The organism is Acinetobacter calcoaceticus, assembly GCF_900520355.1.
Lineage (GTDB): Bacteria > Pseudomonadota > Gammaproteobacteria > Pseudomonadales > Moraxellaceae > Acinetobacter > Acinetobacter calcoaceticus_C.
Genome location: NZ_LS999521.1, coordinates 3,705,326 through 3,730,128, shown reverse-complemented (window position 1 = coordinate 3,730,128; position 24,803 = coordinate 3,705,326). Strand labels below are relative to the sequence as shown.

At 40.6% G+C, this 24,803-nt stretch carries 17 protein-coding genes, 2 tRNA genes, 3 rRNA genes and 2 pseudogenes; 14 read left to right on the top strand and 10 right to left on the bottom strand.

What is annotated here, in order from left to right:
- Positions 1-30 precede the first annotated feature (30 nt).
- Complete coding sequence (locus tag AC2117_RS17855; RefSeq protein ID WP_133975845.1) at positions 31-2,145, top strand: TonB-dependent copper receptor; 2,115 nt, start codon at positions 31-33, stop codon at positions 2,143-2,145.
- 55 nt (positions 2,146-2,200) lie between these two features.
- Entirely contained in the window at positions 2,201-2,407 is a 207-nt protein-coding gene (locus AC2117_RS17850) for a hypothetical protein (RefSeq protein ID WP_003655499.1), read from the top strand.
- Between the two features lie 67 nt (positions 2,408-2,474).
- Here the strand turns inward: AC2117_RS17850 and AC2117_RS17845 are convergent.
- Positions 2,475-3,689, bottom strand: a pseudogene (locus AC2117_RS17845) (oxygenase MpaB family protein).
- 88 nt (positions 3,690-3,777) lie between these two features.
- Here AC2117_RS17845 and AC2117_RS17840 point away from each other — a divergent pair.
- The 8 genes and pseudogenes from AC2117_RS17840 (at position 3,778) to cysK (ending at position 12,208) form a co-directional block, all read left to right on the top strand.
- A pseudogene (locus AC2117_RS17840) lies at positions 3,778-4,348 on the top strand (TetR/AcrR family transcriptional regulator).
- A 520-nt stretch (positions 4,349-4,868) separates the two neighbouring features.
- Positions 4,869-6,406, top strand: a 16S ribosomal RNA gene (locus AC2117_RS17835).
- Between the two features lie 59 nt (positions 6,407-6,465).
- Positions 6,466-6,542: transfer RNA gene (locus tag AC2117_RS17830), tRNA-Ile, on the top strand.
- Between the two features lie 56 nt (positions 6,543-6,598).
- Positions 6,599-6,674, top strand: a tRNA-Ala gene (locus AC2117_RS17825).
- Between the two features lie 370 nt (positions 6,675-7,044).
- Positions 7,045-9,938, top strand: a 23S ribosomal RNA gene (locus tag AC2117_RS17820).
- 183 nt (positions 9,939-10,121) lie between these two features.
- Positions 10,122-10,236 (top strand): 5S ribosomal RNA (gene rrf, locus AC2117_RS17815).
- The 16S, 23S and 5S rRNA genes sit together here with 2 tRNA genes alongside, the layout of an rRNA operon.
- 142 nt (positions 10,237-10,378) lie before the next feature.
- Positions 10,379-10,921 (top strand): GNAT family N-acetyltransferase, encoded by a 543-nt coding sequence (locus tag AC2117_RS17810; RefSeq protein WP_133975843.1) that lies wholly within the window; start codon positions 10,379-10,381, stop codon positions 10,919-10,921.
- Positions 10,922-11,209: 288 nt separating this feature from the next.
- The gene (gene cysK / locus AC2117_RS17805; RefSeq protein ID WP_133975841.1) at positions 11,210-12,208 is read left to right on the top strand and encodes a cysteine synthase A; all 999 of its coding nucleotides are present in this window, start codon (positions 11,210-11,212) and stop codon (positions 12,206-12,208) included.
- Positions 12,209-12,261: 53 nt separating this feature from the next.
- Here the strand turns inward: cysK and AC2117_RS17800 are convergent, their stop codons facing one another.
- The 4 genes from AC2117_RS17800 to AC2117_RS17785 form a co-directional block, all read right to left on the bottom strand.
- Entirely contained in the window at positions 12,262-12,870 is a 609-nt protein-coding gene (locus AC2117_RS17800) for a lytic transglycosylase domain-containing protein (protein WP_133975839.1), read from the bottom strand.
- Positions 12,871-13,174: 304 nt separating this feature from the next.
- Entirely contained in the window at positions 13,175-13,393 is a 219-nt protein-coding gene (locus tag AC2117_RS17795; RefSeq protein WP_133975837.1) for a DUF2798 domain-containing protein, read from the bottom strand.
- 4 nt (positions 13,394-13,397) lie between these two features.
- Positions 13,398-13,964, bottom strand: a complete 567-nt coding sequence (locus AC2117_RS17790) for a flavodoxin family protein (RefSeq protein ID WP_133975835.1) — start codon at positions 13,962-13,964, stop codon at positions 13,398-13,400.
- Between the two features lie 16 nt (positions 13,965-13,980).
- Entirely contained in the window at positions 13,981-14,466 is a 486-nt protein-coding gene (locus AC2117_RS17785; protein WP_133975833.1) for a DUF2938 domain-containing protein, read from the bottom strand.
- Positions 14,467-14,547: 81 nt separating this feature from the next.
- Here AC2117_RS17785 and AC2117_RS17780 point away from each other — a divergent pair, with 81 nt between their 5' ends.
- The 4 genes from AC2117_RS17780 (at position 14,548) to AC2117_RS17765 (ending at position 19,765) form a co-directional block, all read left to right on the top strand.
- The gene (locus AC2117_RS17780; RefSeq protein ID WP_133975831.1) at positions 14,548-14,952 is read left to right on the top strand and encodes a helix-turn-helix domain-containing protein; all 405 of its coding nucleotides are present in this window, start codon (positions 14,548-14,550) and stop codon (positions 14,950-14,952) included.
- A 142-nt stretch (positions 14,953-15,094) separates the two neighbouring features.
- On the top strand, positions 15,095-16,354 hold the full coding sequence (locus AC2117_RS17775) for an esterase-like activity of phytase family protein (RefSeq protein ID WP_133975829.1): 1,260 nt from the start codon (positions 15,095-15,097) through the stop codon (positions 16,352-16,354).
- Positions 16,355-16,568: 214 nt separating this feature from the next.
- The gene (locus AC2117_RS17770; RefSeq protein WP_133975827.1) at positions 16,569-18,950 is read left to right on the top strand and encodes a YgiQ family radical SAM protein; all 2,382 of its coding nucleotides are present in this window, start codon (positions 16,569-16,571) and stop codon (positions 18,948-18,950) included.
- A 314-nt stretch (positions 18,951-19,264) separates the two neighbouring features.
- A complete protein-coding gene (locus AC2117_RS17765; RefSeq protein WP_133975825.1) occupies positions 19,265-19,765 on the top strand; it encodes a DUF2726 domain-containing protein in 501 nt (166 codons plus the stop codon).
- Positions 19,766-19,912: 147 nt separating this feature from the next.
- Here the strand turns inward: AC2117_RS17765 and AC2117_RS17760 are convergent, their stop codons facing one another.
- The 5 genes from AC2117_RS17760 to AC2117_RS17740 form a co-directional block, all read right to left on the bottom strand.
- Positions 19,913-20,266 (bottom strand): RidA family protein, encoded by a 354-nt coding sequence (locus AC2117_RS17760; protein WP_133975823.1) that lies wholly within the window; start codon positions 20,264-20,266, stop codon positions 19,913-19,915.
- Between the two features lie 316 nt (positions 20,267-20,582).
- On the bottom strand, positions 20,583-21,638 hold the full coding sequence (gene dinB, locus AC2117_RS17755) for a DNA polymerase IV (protein ID WP_133975821.1): 1,056 nt from the start codon (positions 21,636-21,638) through the stop codon (positions 20,583-20,585).
- 1 nt (position 21,639) lies between these two features.
- Positions 21,640-22,398 carry a GH25 family lysozyme gene (locus tag AC2117_RS17750; RefSeq protein ID WP_133975819.1) on the bottom strand — a complete coding sequence of 253 codons (759 nt, stop codon included), beginning with the start codon at positions 22,396-22,398 and terminating at the stop codon, positions 21,640-21,642.
- A 77-nt stretch (positions 22,399-22,475) separates the two neighbouring features.
- Positions 22,476-23,867 (bottom strand): multidrug transporter subunit MdtD, encoded by a 1,392-nt coding sequence (gene mdtD / locus AC2117_RS17745; protein WP_133975817.1) that lies wholly within the window; start codon positions 23,865-23,867, stop codon positions 22,476-22,478.
- A 201-nt stretch (positions 23,868-24,068) separates the two neighbouring features.
- Positions 24,069-24,692 carry a TIGR00730 family Rossman fold protein gene (locus AC2117_RS17740; protein ID WP_042894269.1) on the bottom strand — a complete coding sequence of 208 codons (624 nt, stop codon included), beginning with the start codon at positions 24,690-24,692 and terminating at the stop codon, positions 24,069-24,071.
- Positions 24,693-24,803 lie beyond the last annotated feature (111 nt).

The following is a 24,803-nucleotide window of genomic DNA, read 5'->3' as shown; positions in this document are numbered from 1 at the left end:
ACTTTATTTATGTTTTAGAGCGTATAAAAAATGTCACAGTCTAAATTCTTATTACAACCTTTATGGGTTGCGATGTTTGCTGTCTCTCATTCGGGTCTAGTTTTTGCTGATTCCCAAAAAAATGATGTCGATACCAAAACACTTCATTCATTAGCGCCTATCGTTGTTACAGCACAGCAAGGTAACGATGCAAACGGTCTAATCGTACATGCAGATCCAAAGCAACCGATTCAGCCAGTACCTGCTACAGATGGCGCAGACTACCTGCAAAGTATTATGGGTTTTAACTCAATACAAAGCGGTGGAACAAATGGCGATGTAACATTCCGAGGTATGTTTGGCTCACGCATCAAAATTCTAACTGACGGGACTGAAAATTTAGGCGCATGCCCAAACCGTATGGATGCCCCAACTTCTTATATCTCACCAGAAAGTTATGACCGTATTTCTGTCATTAAAGGTCCACAAACAGTTCAATATGCCAATACGGGTTCAGCTGCAACAGTCCTTTTTGAACGTCAGCCTGAAAAGCTCACCACAGAGAAACCTTATCGTGGGCAAGCGAGTGTCTTGTTAGGTTCATATGGGCGTATTGACCATAATGTTGAAGCGGCAATTGGTGATGAGAAAAAATATATCCGTTTAAATGCCAATCGTTCTGAGTCCAATAGTTATCAAGATGGTGACGACAATACCGTGCCTTCAGCATGGAAAAAGTGGAATGCTGATGTAGCACTTGGCTTCACTCCAGATGAAAACACATGGGTCGAACTCACTGGTGGAAAATCTGATGGTGAATCGCTTTATGCTGGACGTTCAATGGATGGTTCTCAGTTTGCGCGTGAAAGCTTAGGGCTGCGTTTTGAAAAGAAAAACATTACTGATGTCATTAAGAAAATAGAAGGGCAGGTGAACTATAGCTATAACGACCATATTATGGATAATTTTAGCTTGCGTACGCCGCCACTAGCTGAAATGACACATGATGGTATGACTATGCTAATGCCGAATCCAATGGCAATGCAAGTGACGCGCCGTACACTAAACTCCCGTTTGGCCATGACCTCTGAATGGAATCAATGGAGCCTGATCACAGGTATAGATTCTCAATTTAATAAACATGGCGGTAGTATGTCATCGCCAACGATGCCTTCTATGAATATTCCATATCGTCAAGATATGCGCTTTCAATCTTTTGGTGCTTTTGGTGAACTCGGTTATCAATGGAACGATCTCAATAAACTGGTTACAGGTGTGCGTTTAGATCGAGTAACAGTTGAAGATGAGCGCGCAGATTCTCAAGCAAAAGGCTTTAATACTAAACTTGAAAAGACTTTACCAAGTGCATTTGTCCGCTGGGAAAATCAACATCCTGAGCATGACCTAAAAAGCTATATCGGTTTAGGCTATGTAGAACGTATGCCTGATTATTGGGAACTTTTTTCGCCTAAACATGGTAATGCTGGCTCGACCAATACCTTTAATGGTGTAAATCCTGAGAAAACACTACAGTTGGATTTGGGCTTTCAGCAACAACATGGCGCTTTAAATACATGGGCTTCTGCTTATGCAGGTTTAGTAGATGACTACATTTTAATGAGTTATCACCATCACCCAAGTACTGGAATGGGTGGGCATGATATGAGCCATGATATTACTGCGGGTGCCAAAAATGTCGATGCAACCATTGCAGGTGCAGAAGCAGGTATTGGCTATCAATTTACCGACCATATTCAGGCAGATTTGAGTGCGATGTATGCATGGGGTAAAAACACCACAGATGACAAACCTTTGCCTCAAATTTCACCTTTAGAAGGTCGACTAAATATTCGTTATGTGGCTGATAAATATAATTTAGGTCTCTTGTGGCGAGCTGTTGCTGAGCAAAACCGCGTGAGTCTACATCAAGGTAACATCGTGGGATATGATCTAAAATCAAGCAAAGGTTTTTCAACTCTTTCTTTAAACGGAAGTTACAACCTTCGTAAGGATATTGATGTATCTGTCGGCATCGACAACGTATTAGATAAAACCTATACCGAACACTTAAACAAAGCGGGTAGTGCAGGCTTTGGATTTGCGAGTGAAGAGCAGTTTAACAATATCGGAAGAAACTACTGGGTTCGTATGAGCATGAAGTTTTAATACGTTTTAACTTAATTATATGAATTGAAAATATTAATTGAATGAGAGAAAGGAAATGACAAATAAATTATCGCCTGAACAATCGTGGTGGGGATGGAAGTTACTTATTGTGGCTTCTATCTTGAGTTTATTATTTATGATTATTTTTTACTTGGCGATTAACAATGAGCCTGACTACATGCCAAGTCAAAAAAAGAAGCAGATGGTGGAGTCACACGAGCAAATGAATCACGCTGAAATGCATAGTTCATCGCCTCAATAAGTTCCTAACATTTAAGAATGGAAGTCTGATATCCAGACTTCCATTCTTTATTTTTAGGCTTGGAAAATTATTGATGCATACTCGCCAAGGTTTTTGCTTTACCTTGATTTTGATAAAGACTTAGACCAAGTTTTTGTATATTACGCCCTGATTTGGATAAAAAATTTTCAACTTTTGGTGAAAGCTTTGCACCACTATAAAGTAATGAATTACGCAAAATCAGATAATAAGCAAACCACGAAGCAGATTGTTGAGGTAATCCGAGTAATCTCATTCTTTTCTTACCAATAAAAAATTGAGTAAGTTCTAAATGTTGTCGATAAGCAAGCTTCTGCTGCAAAGAGCGTAAATGCAGATATTTTCTCTCAAAAGGTTCTTTAGATAAACTCGACCCTAATTCAATACTGCTGTGATCGGAGCGAGGGTGAGCAAATTGCATCCAGTAAAGTAATCGCCAGCCTTCAGTTTCAGATTGAATAAGCCATTTTTCATCAATACCCATCAGCTAGCCAACATAACGCCAAAAATGCAAAAAACTCTTAGTTTCCTGTTTTGTCGGCCATATTCCTAAAGCTCGAATACCGAGCAAAACCACACTGCTAAACGCTAAATTGGTCATTGCTAAATCAAACTGATTAAGAGGAATTCCCCAAACTTCACTATCCCACCGTTCAGACTTTTTCAATTGTCGGCGAACGAGTGCATGAATAAAGCGAACATAAATGGTTGAGGTAAAACCTGCGCTTAAATGAGTAAGCCCTTCAGGTTCAGTAATATCAACCCACCATTTTGTAGTTTCTGCTAAACGAGTACCCGCCTGTTTCTTCAATGCACCCGTTAAAATGAGAGGCTGATTAAACCCCGGGTATAAATATCCCGCCATTAATGATAAATCTCTAAGAATAAAACCATTATTAATTCCTAAACGATGCGTAAATTTAACAGCCTCATCAATTTGGTGTTGGTCTAACCATTCAGGCTTTTGTTCAATGTAATTAAAGAAATTTTCTAACTCAGTAGGTATTGGCTCAGATAAGTCATTGCGGCCTTGAAATAATATCTTCTCAAAAATCATGCGGTGATCTTTGGGATTTTGCATAACCCAATCAATCACCTTATCCATTTCAACGTCCCCTTCATAAAGAGCACGTTGTAAAGACACATATTCCGTATAGTTTGGCTGTGCTGGTTTTTCGCAACAGACATTTAAAAACTGAGTAAAGAAATTACTGTCTTGCATTTCATTAAACGTGGCAAGTCGAGTAGGGCTACTTGTTTGCATATTGTCACTTACTTATTGAGCTGAATAATAAATAGGCTAATATGAATAATTATTCGCATTCAATTCGCATTTAAAGAATAAAAAACCGATGAGAAAAGCCCCCCAGCAACAGCGTTCAAAAATTATTGTTGACCATATTTTAGAGGCGACACAACATTGTATTGCCCAGTATGGATTGCTCCATACCACGACTCCTAAAATTGCAGAGAGATCTGGAGTAAGTGTGGGTTCAATTTACCAATACTTTGAGAATAAAGATCAAATCATAGAAGAACTGTTGCGCCGTAAAAGCGAACTATTGGGGCAGCAACTCAAAGAATTAGTTATGCAGCAAGGAAATATTCCTTTGGATATCCTTATCCCCTTAGCAATTGAACTAGGATTTGCTGCATTAAAAGCCGATCATGGTTTTTTTATAGAGGTACTGAAGCATTGGCATGACTATAGTCATTCGCAAGCTGCTCAGATTTTAGAAAAACATTTTTTTGAAGTTGGACTATATACATTTAGTAGAAATCCCCATCAATGGGACTTCGAACAGGTGAAGCATAAATCCTTTGTAATCATCAATAGTACGCTTTTTACAATGATGAGATATGTTAGTCAGAACAATTTTCTTATCTCAGAACAACAACTTAAACAAGAATTATCGAGCATGATACTGGCTTATTTAAGTCAAAAATAAATAATTAAAATAATTGTTGATATAAAACAATTGGTTAATATGGTTGTTGTTTTAAAAATGAACGCTCAAGTCATAAGTTTTAAATTTTCGCTTGCCAACGTAATTAGATGGTCTATAATGCACATCCATCGGCGGTGATGCAGATAGAAACTTGTTGAAAAACAGTTACTTGGAATTGAGTAGATTGCTTTAAGTGATAGATTTGATGAGAAGTTGGTTTTGGAAATAAGTTTTAAAAATATCGAAATTACCTGTTGACTTTTAAGAGATTAAGAGTAATATAGCCGACCTAGCTTGCTGGTGACGAACCAGTAAGAAGATCATTAAGAGATTATGAAGAACAACTTGTGTGGATTTTTACTGATTGATTGATCGAAATATTATCATTGATTGATTGGTTTAAATTACTCGAAGTTTATTTGAGCGAAATTTAAGTCAGAAAATTGATGAGCCAGAATTGGCACCTTGTCTTTAATAAGGTGCAAAATGATTTTTAACTGAAGAGTTTGATCATGGCTCAGATTGAACGCTGGCGGCAGGCTTAACACATGCAAGTCGAGCGGAGTGATGGTGCTTGCACTATCACTTAGCGGCGGACGGGTGAGTAATGCTTAGGAATCTGCCTATTAGTGGGGGACAACATTTCGAAAGGAATGCTAATACCGCATACGTCCTACGGGAGAAAGCAGGGGATCTTCGGACCTTGCGCTAATAGATGAGCCTAAGTCGGATTAGCTAGTTGGTGGGGTAAAGGCCTACCAAGGCGACGATCTGTAGCGGGTCTGAGAGGATGATCCGCCACACTGGGACTGAGACACGGCCCAGACTCCTACGGGAGGCAGCAGTGGGGAATATTGGACAATGGGCGCAAGCCTGATCCAGCCATGCCGCGTGTGTGAAGAAGGCCTTATGGTTGTAAAGCACTTTAAGCGAGGAGGAGGCTACTGAAGTTAATACCTTCAGATAGTGGACGTTACTCGCAGAATAAGCACCGGCTAACTCTGTGCCAGCAGCCGCGGTAATACAGAGGGTGCAAGCGTTAATCGGATTTACTGGGCGTAAAGCGCGCGTAGGCGGCTAATTAAGTCAAATGTGAAATCCCCGAGCTTAACTTGGGAATTGCATTCGATACTGGTTAGCTAGAGTGTGGGAGAGGATGGTAGAATTCCAGGTGTAGCGGTGAAATGCGTAGAGATCTGGAGGAATACCGATGGCGAAGGCAGCCATCTGGCCTAACACTGACGCTGAGGTGCGAAAGCATGGGGAGCAAACAGGATTAGATACCCTGGTAGTCCATGCCGTAAACGATGTCTACTAGCCGTTGGGGCCTTTGAGGCTTTAGTGGCGCAGCTAACGCGATAAGTAGACCGCCTGGGGAGTACGGTCGCAAGACTAAAACTCAAATGAATTGACGGGGGCCCGCACAAGCGGTGGAGCATGTGGTTTAATTCGATGCAACGCGAAGAACCTTACCTGGCCTTGACATAGTAAGAACTTTCCAGAGATGGATTGGTGCCTTCGGGAACTTACATACAGGTGCTGCATGGCTGTCGTCAGCTCGTGTCGTGAGATGTTGGGTTAAGTCCCGCAACGAGCGCAACCCTTTTCCTTATTTGCCAGCGAGTAATGTCGGGAACTTTAAGGATACTGCCAGTGACAAACTGGAGGAAGGCGGGGACGACGTCAAGTCATCATGGCCCTTACGGCCAGGGCTACACACGTGCTACAATGGTCGGTACAAAGGGTTGCTACCTAGCGATAGGATGCTAATCTCAAAAAGCCGATCGTAGTCCGGATTGGAGTCTGCAACTCGACTCCATGAAGTCGGAATCGCTAGTAATCGCGGATCAGAATGCCGCGGTGAATACGTTCCCGGGCCTTGTACACACCGCCCGTCACACCATGGGAGTTTGTTGCACCAGAAGTAGGTAGTCTAACCGCAAGGAGGACGCTTACCACGGTGTGGCCGATGACTGGGGTGAAGTCGTAACAAGGTAGCCGTAGGGGAACCTGCGGCTGGATCACCTCCTTAACGAAAGATTGACGATTGGTAAGAATCCACAACAAGTTGTTCTTCATAGATGTATCTGAGGGTCTGTAGCTCAGTTGGTTAGAGCACACGCTTGATAAGCGTGGGGTCACAAGTTCAAGTCTTGTCAGACCCACCATGACTTTGACTGATTAAGGTTATAGACAGAAAGATACATAACTGATGATGTAAGCTGGGGACTTAGCTTAGTTGGTAGAGCGCCTGCTTTGCACGCAGGAGGTCAGGAGTTCGACTCTCCTAGTCTCCACCAGAACTTAAGAGAAGTTCGGATTACAGAAATTAGTAAATAAAGATTTAGATCTTGGTTTATTAACTTCTGTGATTTAAGTATCACGGTATTAAGCATGACCTGACGAAGGCATGTTTATTCATTAACAGATTGGCAAAATTGAGTCTGAAATAAATTGTTCACTCAATAATGAAAAGAGAAGAAGTAATTCTAATCTTGGAATTCATTGAGAACTAGCAAATTAACTGAATCAAGCGTTTTGGTATATGAATTAGATTGAAGCTGTACAGTGTTTAAATACACAGTACTTCAAACTGTAAGAGATTGATGAGGAATCATTGATCATGTCTTATTACTCCTTGTAGGTAATAACGACTGTTTGGGGTTGTATAGTCAAGTAATTAAGTGCATGTGGTGGATGCCTTGGCAGTCAGAGGCGATGAAAGACGTAATAGCCTGCGATAAGCTCCGGGGAGGCGGCAAATATCCTTTGATCCGGAGATTTCTGAATGGGGGAACCCACCTACTTTAAGGTAGGTATTGCAACATGAATACATAGTGTTGCAAGGCGAACGAGGGGAAGTGAAACATCTCAGTACCCTTAGGAAAAGAAATCAATTGAGATTCCCTTAGTAGCGGCGAGCGAACGGGGATCAGCCCATTAAGTTATGTGTGTTTTAGTGGAACGCTCTGGGAAGTGCGAACGTAGAGGGTGATATTCCCGTACACGAAAGGGCACACATAATGATGACGAGTAGGGCGAGGCACGTGAAACCTTGTCTGAATATGGGGGGACCATCCTCCAAGGCTAAATACTCCTGACTGACCGATAGTGAACCAGTACCGTGAGGGAAAGGCGAAAAGAACCCCTGTGAGGGGAGTGAAATAGATCCTGAAACCGCATGCATACAAGCAGTGGGAGCCGACTTGTTCGGTGACTGCGTACCTTTTGTATAATGGGTCAGCGACTTATATTCAGTAGCGAGGTTAACCGTATAGGGGAGCCGTAGAGAAATCGAGTCTTAATAGGGCGTTTAGTTGCTGGGTATAGACCCGAAACCAGGCGATCTATCCATGAGCAGGTTGAAGGTTGGGTAACACTAACTGGAGGACCGAACCCACTGTCGTTGAAAAGCCAGGGGATGACTTGTGGATAGGGGTGAAAGGCTAATCAAGCCTGGTGATAGCTGGTTCTCCCCGAAAGCTATTTAGGTAGCGCCTCGGACGAATACCATAGGGGGTAGAGCACTGTTTCGGCTAGGGGGTCATCCCGACTTACCAAACCGATGCAAACTCCGAATACCTATGAGTACTATCCGGGAGACAGACTGCGGGTGCTAACGTCCGTAGTCAAGAGGAAAACAATCCAGACCGCCAGCTAAGGCCCCAAAATCATAGTTAAGTGGGAAACGATGTGGGAAGGCATAGACAGCTAGGAGGTTGGCTTAGAAGCAGCCACCCTTTAAAGAAAGCGTAATAGCTCACTAGTCGAGTCGGCCTGCGCGGAAGATGTAACGGGGCTAAAACTATGTGCCGAAGCTGCGGATTTGACTTTTAAGTCAAGTGGTAGGGGAGCGTTCTGTAAGCCGATGAAGGTGTATTGAGAAGTATGCTGGAGGTATCAGAAGTGCGAATGCTGACGTGAGTAACGACAAAACGGGTGAAAAACCCGTTCGCCGAAAGACCAAGGGTTCCAGTCCAACGTTAATCGGGGCTGGGTGAGTCGACCCCTAAGGCGAGGCCGAAAGGCGTAGTCGATGGGAAATTGGTTAATATTCCAATACTTCTGTGTAATGCGATGAGAGGACGGAGAAGGTTAAGTCAGCCTGGCGTTGGTTGTCCAGGTGAAAGGAAGTAGGCATGCATCTTAGGCAAATCCGGGGTGCTCTATGCTGAGATCTGATAGCAAGCTGTACTTGTACAGCGAAGTGGCTGATACCATGCTTCCAGGAAAAGTCTCTAAGCTTCAGTTACACAGGAATCGTACCCTAAACCGACACAGGTGGTCAGGTCGAGTAGACCAAGGCGCTTGAGAGAACTCTGCTGAAGGAACTAGGCAAAATGGTACCGTAACTTCGGGAGAAGGTACGCTGTTGTTGGTGATGGAACTTGCTTCCTGAGCTGATGACAGCCACAGAAACCAGGCCGCTGCAACTGTTTATTAAAAACATAGCACTCTGCAAACACGAAAGTGGACGTATAGGGTGTGATGCCTGCCCGGTGCTGGAAGGTTAATTGATGGGGTTAGCGTAAGCGAAGCTCTTGATCGAAGCCCCAGTAAACGGCGGCCGTAACTATAACGGTCCTAAGGTAGCGAAATTCCTTGTCGGGTAAGTTCCGACCTGCACGAATGGCATAATGATGGCGGCGCTGTCTCCAGCAGAGGCTCAGTGAAATCGAAATCGCTGTGAAGATGCAGTGTACCCGCGGCTAGACGGAAAGACCCCGTGAACCTTTACTGCAGCTTGACATTGAACTTTGACCTTACTTGTGTAGGATAGGTGGGAGGCTTTGAAGTTGGAACGCTAGTTCCAATGGAGCCGTCCTTGAAATACCACCCTGGTAATGTTGAGGTTCTAACTCTGCCCCGTAATCCGGGGCGAGGACCATGTCTGGTGGGTAGTTTGACTGGGGCGGTCTCCTCCTAAAGAGTAACGGAGGAGTACGAAGGTGCGCTCAGCGTGGTCGGAAATCACGCGTAGAGTATAAAGGCAAAAGCGCGCTTAACTGCGAGACCCACAAGTCGAGCAGGTACGAAAGTAGGTCTTAGTGATCCGGTGGTTCTGTATGGAAGGGCCATCGCTCAACGGATAAAAGGTACTCTGGGGATAACAGGCTGATACCGCCCAAGAGTTCATATCGACGGCGGTGTTTGGCACCTCGATGTCGGCTCATCTCATCCTGGGGCTGAAGCAGGTCCCAAGGGTATGGCTGTTCGCCATTTAAAGAGGTACGCGAGCTGGGTTTAGAACGTCGTGAGACAGTTCGGTCCCTATCTACCGTGGGCGCTGGAAATTTGAGAGGATCTGCTCCTAGTACGAGAGGACCAGAGTGGACGAACCTCTGGTGTACCGGTTGTGACGCCAGTCGCATCGCCGGGTAGCTATGTTCGGAAGGGATAACCGCTGAAAGCATCTAAGCGGGAAGCCTACCTCAAGATAAGATTTCCCTAGGACTTTATGTCCTCTAAAGAGCCGTTCGAGACTAGGACGTTGATAGGTTGGATGTGGAAGCATAGTGATATGTGAAGCTGACCAATACTAATTGCTCGTGAGGCTTGACTATACAACACCCAAGCAGTTGTATATATGGCATCAATCGATTCATTAATATGCAAAGCAACTTGATTTAGTTATATGTTTAGCTAAAATGAACAAAATTAAAGTAAGACTCAATCAGCCCATCTGTAAAGATTTGGAAAACGCATCGGCAACCAATAAGACCAATGCAAGTATCCATACCAGTTGTGCTGGCGACCATAGCAAGAGTGAACCACCTGATCCCTTCCCGAACTCAGAAGTGAAACCTCTTAGCGCTGATGGTAGTGTGGGGTTTCCCATGTGAGAGTAAGTCATCGCCAGCTCATTATTCTAAACACCCTCAACTGATGTTGGGGGTGTTTTTTTATGCTTGGAAATAACCATTAGAGTGGTTTTCATTAAAAATACTGCATATTATTTCGATCTTTGCTTATGATATGAGCAATTAAAATTGAGCTTCTACCTATGCAGTTCAAAATTATCGCGGTGCAAGACCTAAATACTCAACAGCGACAACAGATTGCTGAGCTATGTTTTACAGCTTTTGATGAAGATCCTTGGAGTCAATATACCTTCATGCAAACTGCTGTTCATATTGTAGGCATATTAGATGATAATATTGTGTCACATGCTTTATGGGCAGATAGAGTTTTCACTATAAATGGTAACTTCATTGTAAAAACTGCTTATGTAGAGTATGTGACTACTGATTACCATACGCAGGGTAAAGGGCTTGCCTCACAATTATTAAGATATTTAACCGATATTTTAACTACTTTAGATTATGAACTCGCGGCATTACAACCCGAAGATGGGGCATTCTATAAAAAATTAGATTGGATTCCGTGGCGGGGGAATTTATACATCAAACAAGGTGCTTCTACTTATCTAACAGATGACAATCAAATCATGCTATTTCCGTTGAGTGCTAATCTGAAAGAGAGACTATCACAACATTCAGAAGAAAATACTATTTGTGCCGATTGGAGAGAAGGTGAACTTTGGTAGTTTTAATTACATAAAATCTTGAAAAACACTAGGTTTCATGTCTGATCAGAAGATTCGCCTAGTCTTAATAAGGTGAAATATTAGCCAGAGTTCCTATTATTTCTAATGTAGTAGCTAGATAGGTAAATAAATTCATCTAATCTAATAATTTGATTTTTTTTAAATAAATTTTTGACAAGACAAGCTGTTAATTTGAGAAGTTAGGCATTACTTGGCTTTTCTACTTTCCTGTTTATTATAGAAGCATATAATGATTCAGAATCATTCCAAATCTAATAAGGATATAACATGTCTACCGACCAGCAATTTCCAACACCCAATAATTTAGGGATCGCAGTTTATTCTAATAATGCAGAAGCGATTGGGAATACACCATTAGTACGTATTAATCGCCTCATTAAAACTGATGCAACCGTATTAGCAAAGGTAGAAAGCCGTAATCCTGCATTTTCTGTGAAATGTCGTATTGGAGCGGCACTTATTGCAGATGCAGAAAAGCGTGGCGTGTTAAAAGAAGGCATGCATATTGTTGAACCAACTAGTGGTAATACAGGAATTGCACTGGCTTTTGTTGCAGCGGCCAAAGGCTACCCAATTACTTTAACTATGCCAGCAAGTATGAGTATTGAGCGTAGAAAAGTATTAAAAGCGCTCGGTGCCAATTTGGTTTTAACTGAACCGGCGAAGGGAATGAAAGGGGCAGTTGATGAAGCTGTGAAATTAGCGACAGAACAGCCAGGTCTTTATTTCTTACCTCAACAATTTGAAAATCCAGCAAATCCACAAATTCATGTAGATACAACTGGTCCTGAAATTTGGCAAGCAACAGGTGGGCAAGTTGATATTTTGGTTGCTGGTGTAGGGACTGGCGGTACGATTACAGGTATTTCTCGTTATTTCGAACAAGTCCAAAATAAACCTTTGTACTCTGTAGCAGTGGAACCTGCCGAGTCACCAATTATTACTCAAACAAGAAATGGTGAGAATATTACACCTGCACCGCATAAAATTCAGGGAATTGGTGCGAACTTTATTCCAAAAAATCTTGATTTAGATCTTGTTGATGAAGTCTTACCTATAACTAGTGAAGAAGCAATTCAATGGGCCAGAAATTGTGCAATTCAAGAAGGTATTTTAGTAGGAATATCGAGTGGAGCTGCATTAGCGGCAGCGGCTAAAATTGCAGAACGTCCTGAGAATGCTGGAAAAACTATTGTTGTTATTCTTCCAGACAGTGGAGAGCGTTATTTATCTTCTGTTCTATTTGAAGGTTTATTTGAACAATAAAATTACTTCTATAGAAAGCCCATCAGCAGTTGGGCTTTTTTATTTGATCTTATTTATAGAGCGTTTTTTAAAGCTTTTTGATGACGTTTTACAGACCGAGCATATTTCTTAGCTTTGTGCCGTGTCCAGAAGCTCCGCTCATATCCAGTTGGGCCCACATTATAATAAGCAGTGGCTTTAAACCAGCTATCGGCTGTCTGATAGTAATGATTTAAAATATATGCACCACATTGAATATTTATAGATTCATCATACAAATTACCCGCACACGTTCGTTGCCAATAGCTTGGAATAATTTGAGTTAAACCTACTGCACCCGTAGGTGAGAGGGCGTTAGTATTGTAACTAGACTCTTGTCTTATAACCGCGGCAAGTAAAAGAGGGGGTACATTATATTGATCAGCACTTTGAATAATAATTGGAGATAACCGATTCGCTGTGCTTTGTGGAACAGAATAAGCTTTTTGTAGTCCTGTTGAGAGCTTATTAGAACGCCATGAAAATGAACCACTATTAGGGCCTAAACTTGTACATCCTGTCATGATTGCGGTTAAAGCAATTACAAGAAATTTAAGGCTTAAAAAACGTAGTTGTGTTGGCTTATAACAGTTGTGAGCTAAAGATGAGGTAAACAAAATATAAAACCAATAATCAAGTTTCAAATGAGATGATGGTAGTCAGCAGTCACTCATGGATCAATATAATTTCTGTTGCTAAGCCCAATTGGACAGTAAGAATTTTGTATAGCCAACAAAATGAAAAAGCCCCGACTTCCTGTCGAGGCTCCTTCGTATTCAGCTTATATAGCTAACTCCTGTCAACTACCGCTTCCTGCGTTCTTATTCTTCTTTAATGAGACTTCCTGTCTCTCTATGATTCATATGTTATGAGAAAATTTTAAAGTCGTATATTCGCTAATGACCACAAATTATGTACGTTTTAGCCTACATATATTTTATAAATTCTTTAGTTTTTGGGAAGAACAAGATTCACCAATTTTTGGGCTAAGGGGGCACAAATTAATACGCTTGGGAAAGCAAATATCCACGCAATACCCCAAGCAGATATCCATAATGAAAAGAAATTTTGAACTAGACCTAGTGCTTTGAAAGTCGTAATTCCTGAAATTATAAATGATATCATTGCAGATAAAATGAGCGGAAATAAAAACCTTTGTGCTGTCATAGTTTTAAACTCCCAGATAGGCATTCAAGGTCATTGCAAAATTACTTCCAAATAATCGAGCAGTTTTGATGTCACCTTCATCAAATCCATCGGCATTACTTGAATGTTCAGCCTGAGCCATTAAGCCTGACCATGAACCGAGTCGGTTAGCTGCTTGAGCATAAGGTACACCTTGATGTTGCTCGGGCAGAATTGGATTACCGACCCATAACATGCCGTGTTGCATACAAAAGGTAAAAAGTGAAATTAAGGTCGATTGCTTATCGCCTGCGGGGAGAGAGGAGACGGTAAACCCAGCAGCTAGTTTTCCTTTAAAGCTCTGTTTTTTCCACAATGGACCTGTTGCATCCATGAGTTGTTTTAGTTTTGAGGACACTCCGCCTAAGTAAGTAGGAGATCCCCAAATTAAGCCATCATAGTGGATAAGTATTTCAGGGTTTTCAATGAGATGTCCAGCACTCAGTAGATCGGCTTTAATATTTTTTTGGCTTAATACGCCCGTTTGAATCTGCTGGGCAATAAATTGTGTATGACCTTGGCGGCTATGGTAAATAATAGCAATGGTTTTCATGAGATTTTCCTTTATCTTAAATTTGAAAAATTTTTGCAGTGAGATACAAACCACAGCCAAAAACACTATGGTTAAGCAAACTTTTTAGACAATTCAAAAATGGATGAGGGGTTTTTGAAGAAGCAATCCCACTACCCATCGCAGGTTGCATAATAAAAAAGGGAATGAGAACTGTGACTACACCAAATAGTAGCGCTGAGTAAAACTGAGGGTGAATGAGCCAATCGGAGCCTACAATGAAAAGAAAGCTGAATGCAAAGATCAGCCCGATACTATAGTGAGTAATCCAGCCTAATAAATATTCCCCCTTAATTTGAGGGCTTTGGGCAATAGATTGATGGACTAGTTTTCCTTGAAATATCCAACCAACCCAGCGTCCGAGAAAGGCAAAGTTTAAGGTGGGAACCTTAAATATCTTTAGTATTAACAGCCAGATATCCATAACTATTGTTGCGCCAATACCAAGGCATAAAGTTTGAAAAAGTAAAGTAAGAGTATTCATTTTTGCACCTTGCTTTTATACGTATAAAACGTGATAAATTTATTGTGCAAGTTCAAGTCAACTTGAAGTCAAGAGGGTATTATGGATATTGGTGAAGTTGCTAAGAAGGCAAAAGTTACAACTGCAACGCTACGTTTTTATGAAGAGAAGGGATTAATTAAGTCGATAGGGCGGCAAGGTTTGCGTCGACAATATGGTAAACAAGTGCTTGATCAACTTGCATTAATTTCTTTAGGTCGTGCTGCGGGTTTTTCCTTAAATGAAATCGCCACAATGTTTGGACAAGATGGTAAACCAGATCTTGATCGGCAAAAATTAAAAGATAAAGCTGAACAATTAGAGCAAATGGCAAAGCGATTACATTTTATTAGTCAGGGATTACAACATGCTGCTGTGTGTCCTGCTGAAAATCATATGGAATGTCCTACTTTTCAGAACTTTTTGAAAGCAGCAATTGCTGGAGAATATCCGCCAACCAAACTTTAACTAGTTTTTAATAAGAAGTTTAATTTTGTATTGAACAGCTAGGCTTGTCATATTTTCGCCATAAAGGTTTCATCTTTTTGAAACCAAAACTTCATGTAAGCTTGATTAAATTTGCTTAATTTTTTACCGACTGTATAAAACCATGAGCAAAAAAACTTTAGTCGCATTATTATGCTGTGCCAGTTTAGGATTGACGGCATGTAACGATGATAACGATCAAGAACAAACCTCACCCATTGAAAACGTTACCGAACCGACCTTAATTTCTTTTGCCAAGTTACCTGTAGAAACCTATGCTGTTGGACCAGATTCTGGAGCATATGTGAAAGGTGCAAATGGAATTTATCCTCCATTTAAAGGCCAACCTGTGCAGGGTTTTTCTGCGGCATTAAAAAATGAAGATGGCAGTTATATGGCAATGGCTGATAACGGGTTTGGGACTCAAGATAATTCATCAGACTTTTTACTTCGTATCTATAAATTAAAGCCTGATTTCAAAACTAAAGCTAAAGGCACGGGTCAAGTGACTGTGCAAAGCTTTATCCAACTGCGTGATCCAAACAAGTTAATTCCATTTAATATTGTTAATGGTCATACAGCTGAGCGTTTATTAACGGGCGCTGATTTTGACCCAGAGTCAATGCAACGTACTAATGATGGAACTTATTGGATTGGGGATGAGTTTGGCCCTTATTTACTTCATTTTTCAGCAGATGGTGTGTTGCTAGATGCTCCGATTGCTCTGCCAAATCCATTAAATCCGGATCAAGAACTTCGCTCTCCTCAAAATCAGTTTAATAAAGCGCAAATTAATTTTGTAGAACCTTTAGTTCAGCAAAGTGGCGGTTTTGAAGGCATGGCAATTTCTCCAGATGGCCAGTATCTCTATCCTCTTGTAGAGAAACCGCTTAAATCAATTCAAGAAACGGAACGACAATTGCTGATTTCTCAATTTGATGTGAAGAAAAAAGCTTATACCGGAAAATATTATTGGTTCCAATTGGACAGTAAGGCAACCAATATTGGTGACTTCCAACTCTTTAATAATAATGAAGGCATCATTATTGAGCGTGATGCAACTCAGAATAATTTAGGCGGATATAAAAAATTAATCCGTATTAAACTGAATGAGACAGGTCAACCCGTCAGTCGTGAAGATTTAGTTGATTTAATTAAAATTGCCAATCCAAATTTACTTTATGGCACAGCAAGAGCAGGGGATATTGGCACACAACAAGTTTTCGCCTTCCCATTTGAAACCATTGAAGATGTCATTATTGAAAATGGTACAACGCTGACGGTTCTAAATGATAATAACTTCCCTGGATCTACTGGGCGTAATGCTAAGCTGGCCGACGATAACGAAATTATTCAAATCCGCTTACCAAAAGCTTTATTCTAAGTTATATAAATAAATGGGTTAAAACTGCGGTGGATTTTATTCCGCCGCATTTATTATAAGAATAAAATATTGAATAAACTTTAATCAAATTAATTTCTATATGGTTGTTTTCGCATGTTTTATAAACAGGGAAAATGAATGAAATTCATGTTAAAATGATCGGCTTTCATCTTTAGATGCCTCTCCTCCATTTGCTAGCCGAGATTCGCAAGCCATGTCTACCGCTTATACTATGCAAACTGCGCCAAAAGCGCTGTTTGATTACGACAAATATTGGGCGTCGTGTTTTGAACCAGCACCATTTTTGCCGATGTCACGAGAAGAAATGGACCAACTCGGCTGGGATGCATGTGACTTTATTTTAGTATGTGGCGATGCTTATATTGACCATCCTTCGTTTGTGTCAGGCGTTATTGGTCGTGTTCTTGAAGCTCAAGGTTTCCGTGTCGGAATTATTGCACAGCCAGACTGGACCAATGCTGAAAGCTTCCGAGTTTTAGGTAAGCCAACCATTGCTTGGGGTGTGACAGCAGGTAATATGGATTCGATGATCAACCGTTATACGGCAGATCGTAAAATCCGTTCGGATGATGCTTATTCTCCTAATAATGAGCCGAACAAACGCCCTGACCGTGCAGCAACGGTATATTGCCAACGTTGTCGTGAAGCATTCCCAGATGTACCTGTGTTATTAGGTGGGATTGAAGGCAGTTTACGTCGTATTGCGCACTACGATTATTGGTCAGATAAAGTTCGTCGTTCAATTTTGATGGATTCTAAAGCCGATTTGCTTATGTATGGTAATGGTGAACGTGCCATTATTGATGTTATGCACCGTTTGGCTAAAGGTGAAAAAATCCACGAAATTACTGATGTTCGTGGTACAGCTTTTATTATTAATAAACATAACAAAGCATCAAAAGCAAAGTTTGTTGAAGTTGCAAGTAATGATGTAGATACGATTGGACGTGTTGATCCAATTATTAACCCTTATGTTATGACAGAAGATATTGATGGCTGTGAGGTTGAAAAAGAAAAAGGCAACTCTTTAGCTCAATATCAAGACTTCCAAAAAGAAATCGTTGCAAATCCGATTATTCGTGAAGGCGACAAACTAGACGACGATACTCAAATCGTTCAATTAAAGCCCGCACCGTCAAAAGCTATTAAACATAAATTGCCTCCACGCGAGTTGGCGGTCATTCGTTTACCTTCTTTTGAAGAAGTGTCAAATGATCACGTGCTTTATGCACATGCAAACCGTATTTTGCATCTTGAAACCAATCCGGGTAATGCTCGTGCATTGGTTCAACGCCATGGTGAGCGTGATGTATGGATTAATCCACCTCCAATTCCTCTAACCACTGAGGAAATGGATTATGTGTTTGATTTACCTTATGCACGTTTGCCTCACCCGACATATGGCAATGCACGTTTCCCTGCGTTTGATATGATCAAATTCTCGGTCAATATTATGCGTGGCTGTTTTGGTGGTTGTACTTTCTGTTCGATTACGGAACATGAAGGCCGTATTATTCAAAACCGTTCGGAAGACTCGATTTTACGTGAAATTGAGAAAATCCGTGACACAGCACCAAACTTTACAGGCATTATTTCAGACTTGGGTGGTCCAACGGCAAATATGTACCGTTTGCACTGTAAAGATCCTGAAATTGAGAAAAACTGTCGTAAACCTTCGTGTGTATATCCGGGTGTTTGTCAAAACTTGCATACCGATCATGCGCCTTTAGTACAGCTTTATCGTAAAGCTCGTGCAATTAAAGGTGTGAAGAAGATTCTGATTGGTTCAGGTTTACGTTATGACCTTGCGGTATTGAACCCTGAATATGTGAAAGAACTGGTACAACATCATGTTGGTGGTTATTTAAAAATTGCACCAGAGCATACCGAAAATGGCCCGTTGTCTAAGATGATGAAGCCAGGTATTGGAACATATGATCGCTTCAAGCAAATGTTTGATCGCTTTAGTAAAGAAGCAGGAAAAGAGCAATACTTAATTCCTTACTTTATTGCCGCACATCCAGGCACTTCAGACTATGACATGATGCATCTTGCAATCTGGCTTAAGAAGAATGGTTTCCGTGCCGATCAGGTACAGACGTTCTATCCATCACCGATGGCAACCGCAACGACCATGTACTATTCGGGTAAAAACCCACTTGCTAAAGTAGCTCGCTATACTGAAAAGGTTGATATTGTAAAAGGTGAGAAGCGTCGTCGTTTGCACAAAGCATTCTTACGCTATCATGATCCAAACAACTGGCCATTACTTCGTGAAGCCTTAAAAGAAATGGGCCGTGTAGATTTGATTGGTAATTCAAAGCAGCATTTGATTCCGACTTATCAGCCACAAGGGACTGCCGAAGGTGAATATAAGTCTGCGCGTAAGAAGAACTCGTCTGTAGCGGGAGATTCAGCAAAACGTGGTCAGGGGCAATCTCACTCGGCAGCAGGGCAAAAACGTCCACAAAAAGGACAGGTTCTAACCCAGCATACGGGTTTGCCTCCTCGTGAAACAGGCGAGAAAAGACCGTTTGGTGGGAAAAGTAAACCAAGAACTAAAGCACGCGGTTAATGATAAAACAGGCTCTTAAACGGAGCCTGTTTTGTTTTCAGAGTATATATTTAAATCGTATAGTGAGATTTTTGAGGTTTTAAAGTACAAAAAGAGTAACGAAAAATGATAATTTCCACAAATCTGACGAGCTGCACTTGATTGTTGTTGACTCTATGATTATAAATAATGTGAGGGTGGCTAAATTTAAGCCAAGCTTGATAACTACAAGTGAAATTACTAAGTGAAGCTTTTAAAAAACGGCTGTGTCGTTATCAATTAAAACAAAGTGTGATCTAGCAAAATCATTATAAAAAACTTAAAGGATTAGGCCCATGTATTATCTAATTACGATTTTATTATTATTTTTAGCTGTTGTGATGGCAGTGAAAAGTCTTTCGCGAAGGCATCAACATGATAGTGCCTTGAAGCGCCGTGCAGTATTAACCAGTCATGAGCAAATGACATTAAACAGACTACAAACAGTTTTGCCTAAATTTACCGTGCTGGCACATGTATCCTTTGATGCGCTATTAACCACAAAATATGCGCACACGCGTCGAAAATATCAAAATATGGCGGCTGATTTTGTTGTACTTGATCAAAATTATCAGGTTGTTGTAGTTGTTGTTCTTGGAGAAAGTGGTTTGCGCCGAGCACATCAACAATATGAACGTCGTCTATTACAATTGGCTGGTTATCGCGTGCTGCATTACAGTGAGGTGCCTGATTATGATGATCTGAGAAGAGATTTATTGACTCCAGAAGCAGAGATGGCAACTTTACATGCAACGCCTCAGCTAGAACGAATGTCAAATGTTTTTGTGAAGTCTTAAAAATTAGAGACTATAACAATTGTTAGGAGAACTCATTAAAGCAGATCTCAATAACACGCGGACATTAAAAATTTTAAAAAAACTAAAAAATTGAGCAATATAACTAGAGATATTGCTCAATTTAACGTCGATTTATATTTATAAAAATTATGGAAGTACAGCCACCACTGTCATTTCTACAAGTACATCCGGTGCATAAAGTTTGGACTCTACACACGTCCGTGCTGGTGGATGTCCTTCGCTAATCCATGTATCCCAAACGGCATTCATTGCTGCATAGTCTTTTTCGATATCTTTTAGAAAAATCATGACAGAAAGAATATGGGTCTTATCGGTTCCAGCCTCTGCCAATAGACGGTCAATATTATCTAAAGTTTGTTGAGTTTGTCCTGTAACATCTACGCTTGTATCATCTGCGAGTTGTCCAGCTAAGTGTACCAAATTACCTGAAATTGCAACTTCGCAGTAGCGTGAAGTAACGTGTAAACGCTTTACCGTCATAAAAATGCTCTAGAGTGGCTTTATTTAATAGTTTTGATTTTATGAAGAGTTGCTGGGTCGGTGCAAGCAAGAAGAAAGGAATTTCAGTAGATTATTGTGATGAAGGGATATCTAAGCCATGTATCGGAAGGGCCCTGTAATATTCGGATTTGGTCGTCACGCCAATCACAGGACGATATGCCGAAAGTAAAGGTTGCTTTTGGCATGTTGCAAATACATGGGTAATGAATATGCGCTGATTAGGTTACTCTAAACTTGGAACAAAAGGGAATAGTTTTTGTTCAAAATCCACTCTTGTTGAGTGAAAATTAGCCAATCACCAAAGGTTAAGTTGAAAGTCATCTGCTTGTGTTTGTAATTGATAAACCCCTATACCAATTAAGCGAAACTGAAAATGTTCAGGAATCTGCATTTCATTTAATAATAAAAATAAAACTTGGATTAAGTCTTGCAACGACTGAATAGGTCTTTTAAAGCTTTTACTATGTTGTAATGTTTGAAAATTTTTGAGTTTAAGCTTGATATTCACACCACGCGCCTTGAGCTGTTTTTTCTCGAGGCTTTGCCAGACTTTTTCTGCTAATCCCTGCCAATAGGGCTGACATTGAACCAAAGTAAAATCACTATCGAAAGTTGTCTCTTTCGAAATTTGTTGGCGTGCTCTTTCAGCTTGAACAGGTCGATGGTCAATTCCTTGTGCATAGAGGTAGAGCTGTTGACCATATTTACCGAAATGGTGAACTAGAATAGATTCTTCAATTTTCTGTAAGTCACCCAGCGTATGTAATTGAAGCTGTTGTAATTTTTCCTGAGTGACTTTGCCGACTCCAGGAATTTTTTTAAGTGGAAGGTCCTGAATGAAATTGGCGACCTGTGAGGGTTTTATTACACATAAACCATTCGGTTTGTTCCAGTCCGAAGCAATTTTTGCCAAAAATTTATTAGGGGCCACACCTGCCGACGCAGTAAGCCCCGTTAACCGAAAAATATCTTCCCGAATATGCATGGCGACTTCGGTTGCACTTGCAATTTGTTTTAAGTTTTCAGTGACATCTAAATAGGCTTCATCTAAAGATAATGGTTCTATAAGAAGTGTATATTGCTGAAAGATAGAATGAATTTGAGCTGAAACTGTACGATATTTTTCAAAATTTGGCTCAATAATAACGACTTGAGGGCATAGTTTTCTTGCCTGACTCATCGACATGGCTGAACGTAAACCAAATTCGCGGGCAGGATAAGATGCAGCAGCAATTACAGCTCGCGGATGATGAGATGAAATGACAACGGGCAAATGCCTTAATTCAGGGTGTTCCCGTAACTCGACTGATGCATAAAAAGCATCCATATCGATATGAATGATTTTGCGCATATTATTGTGCTTTCACGATGCCTTGCTGCTGTAAAAATTGGTGCCATTCTTTGACTGAACCCTCATAGACATTTAAGTCTACAGGCTTTATCACCCCTTCAATTTTACCTTGATTACTATGCTGCCAAAAGAGCCACTTTCTTTTGTCTTTAAGTTCAGGTTTTCCCTCGTAATCTCTTACCCAAAGGGGTGTATTTGGGAAATTACCCATTAACACAATGTGATAAAAAGTCTTAGAAATATAAAAGATGGGCTGTTTGCCATAATGCTGTTTTAAGCGGTCATGCATGATGCCAATTTCTTTAATTAATTGTTCTTTGGTGTATGAATTAATACAGTTACTGTCGTATTCCAGATCAATAACTGGTGGAAGCGCATCTGATTTTTTAGGCACTGTCGCAATAAAGTTATCTGCTTGCGTTTTACCATCACGACAGAGGCGGTAAAAGTGATAAGCCCCTACATGAAAGCCATGTTCACGCGCTTTGAGCCAGTTTTCTTGAAATTTTGAATCTTTGTAATCACCGCCTTCAGTCGATTTTAAATAAACGAATTGGAATTTTTCGGGTGATATTTTTTTCCAGTCAATATTACCTTGATGGTGAGAAACATCGAATCCTTGAACTGGATAATCTTGTGCAACCGCTTTTTGCTGATAGAACAGACCAAAATAAGCCAATACTCCCATAACACATGCCAAGCCAATTCCGATTAAGGTATTGTGCTGTGCTGTGAAAAAGGTTTTAGCCAGTTTGGTCATGCAAAACTCATTAAAGATGTGAAGCCGATATCATAGCGTGATTCAAGAGAGAGAAACCACGCTAAAAATGCAACGGCTTATACGGGAGTATTTTTTGGAATTTGCCAGAAGATAAGTGCAGCAATTACATTGATGCAACCGAGGCAAATTAAAGTGAGATGAAATGCTGTTGTCACGTGATCGGCACCATAATAACTGGTAAATATATTAATGAGCGTACCTGCCAGCGCCACGCCAATACTCATTGATAGCATCATGATCATCGATAAAAAACTATTGCCGCTACTCGCATCTTGTTGAGGCAAATCTTTTAAGGTCAAAGTATTCATTCCAACAAATTGTAATGAATTTAATGTGCCAAATAAGAAAAAGTGTAAGGCTCTAAACCAAGTTGGGGTGTCGACTGTCATGATGGCAAAAGAGGCAATACATAGCCCGACCAGCGTTGTATTGATGAGTAAAAAACGTCGATAGCCAATTTTCTGAATAATAGGTCTAACGATTGGCTTTGAAAATAATGAACCCAAGACCAGAGGAATCATCATTAAACCCGCAATAAAGGGTTCAAAACCAAAAGCGACCTGTAGCATGAGTGGTAAAACAAAAGGTAAGGCATTACCACCAAAGCGGGCAAAGAAATTACCTAAAATACCAATCGCATAAATTTTGTTTCTAAAGAGCCGACTGCGGAATAATGCGTTTTGATGTGTATGAGAGTGATAGGCATACCAAAGTGTTGCGATTATTCCAACGACTAATAGAGAGATGCTGAACCATTTTGAATATTCTGGTGAAGCAAGATGTTCTATGCCCAAAGACCATCCAATCATTGCTACAACTAACAATATGAAACCGACCAAATCAAATGTTTTGACCATAGGCTCTTTCACATTTGGCATGACTTTTAATGTCATTAATATGCCTAAGATACCCATAGGAATATTAATGAGAAAAATCCAGTGCCAAGTTGCAACTTCAACTAACCAGCCGCCTAAAGTTGGACCAGCCAAAGGTCCGAGTAAACCTGCAAGACTCATTAAGCTCATTGCAGCTAAGAACTGAGTTCGAGGAATGATTTTTAGAAGTGATAGTCGACCAACAGGGAGTAATAATGCTCCACCCACACCTTGGATGACCCGGAAAAATAACAGCTCATTGAGACTTTGAGAAAGACCACATCCTAAAGAAGCCAGAGTAAAAATAACAATTGCCGATAAGAAAATATTTCTAACACCAAAGCGGTCTGCTAACCAGCCACTTAAAGGAATGCAGGCAGCTACTGATAAGACATAGGCCACCACTACACTGTGCATGCGTAAAGGATCTTCATTTAGATGATGAGCCATTGCAGGAATAGCGGTATTTACAATTGTTGTATCCAAAGCCTGCATAAAAAAGCCAATGGAAACCAAAAGAACGAGTAGGCGGTATTCAGGTTGCAAGGCTTGGTGAGTCGGCGTGGCATTCATAACATTTGAAAGTTAACGTTTTGGTCTAGTGTAAAACAAATTGAAAGTAAAAAAAGTAAGTCAATGTTGAATACCTCTTTACTAAATCTAAGTTCTTTTATTTATCAAAGTTACCAAGCTAAATTCTTCTGAAGATGGCGGTGAAAATAGTTAAACAAAAAAAGCGGCAGAACCGCTTTTTTAAAGGAGAGAAGGGGGAAACTAGACAACAAATCTTTTTGGCATTTTTAAGTTTTTAATCACGTTATAAATTTGATCAACGTCTTCGCAGATAATCAATTTAGCGCGGTGTTGAAGCGGGAGAAAGCCCTCTTGAACGGCATGATCTAACTGAGCAATTAATGCATTATAAAAGCCATTGACGTTATATAAAATCATGGGTTTTTGGTGTTGGTTGAGTTGACCCCAAGTGGCTATTTCCAATATTTCTTCGAATGTACCCAAACCGCCAGGTAATGCAATAAATGCACTTGCTCGCTCGGCCATCATGGCTTTGCGTTCGTGCATGGTTTCTACCACATGTAATTCGGTTAATCTTGAGTGTGCTTCTTCATAGTTAAGCATAAAGTCAGGAATCACTCCCACAGCTTCACCGCCATTTTCGAGTACGCTGTCGGCTACTTGTCCCATTAAGCCAATGCTTGCACCGCCGTAGACTAAACCAAAACCTTGATCCGCAATTCCATGAGCAAGTTCAATTGCTTTTTCTCGGTAGATTGGATTATTTCCTGCACGTGAACCACAATATAATGCAATAAGAGGTTGTTTTGTTTTTACAGCTGTTATTGGTGAATCATTTACTGACATTGTTAATACGCTATTCATTGCTTTATTTTCACCTTATCACGTTCATATTTCTTGTCTACACTAAGCCAAAGATATGACAACTTTATAAGCAGATTTATAAGAAAGATTCATGTTTTGTATGGGTTTGGT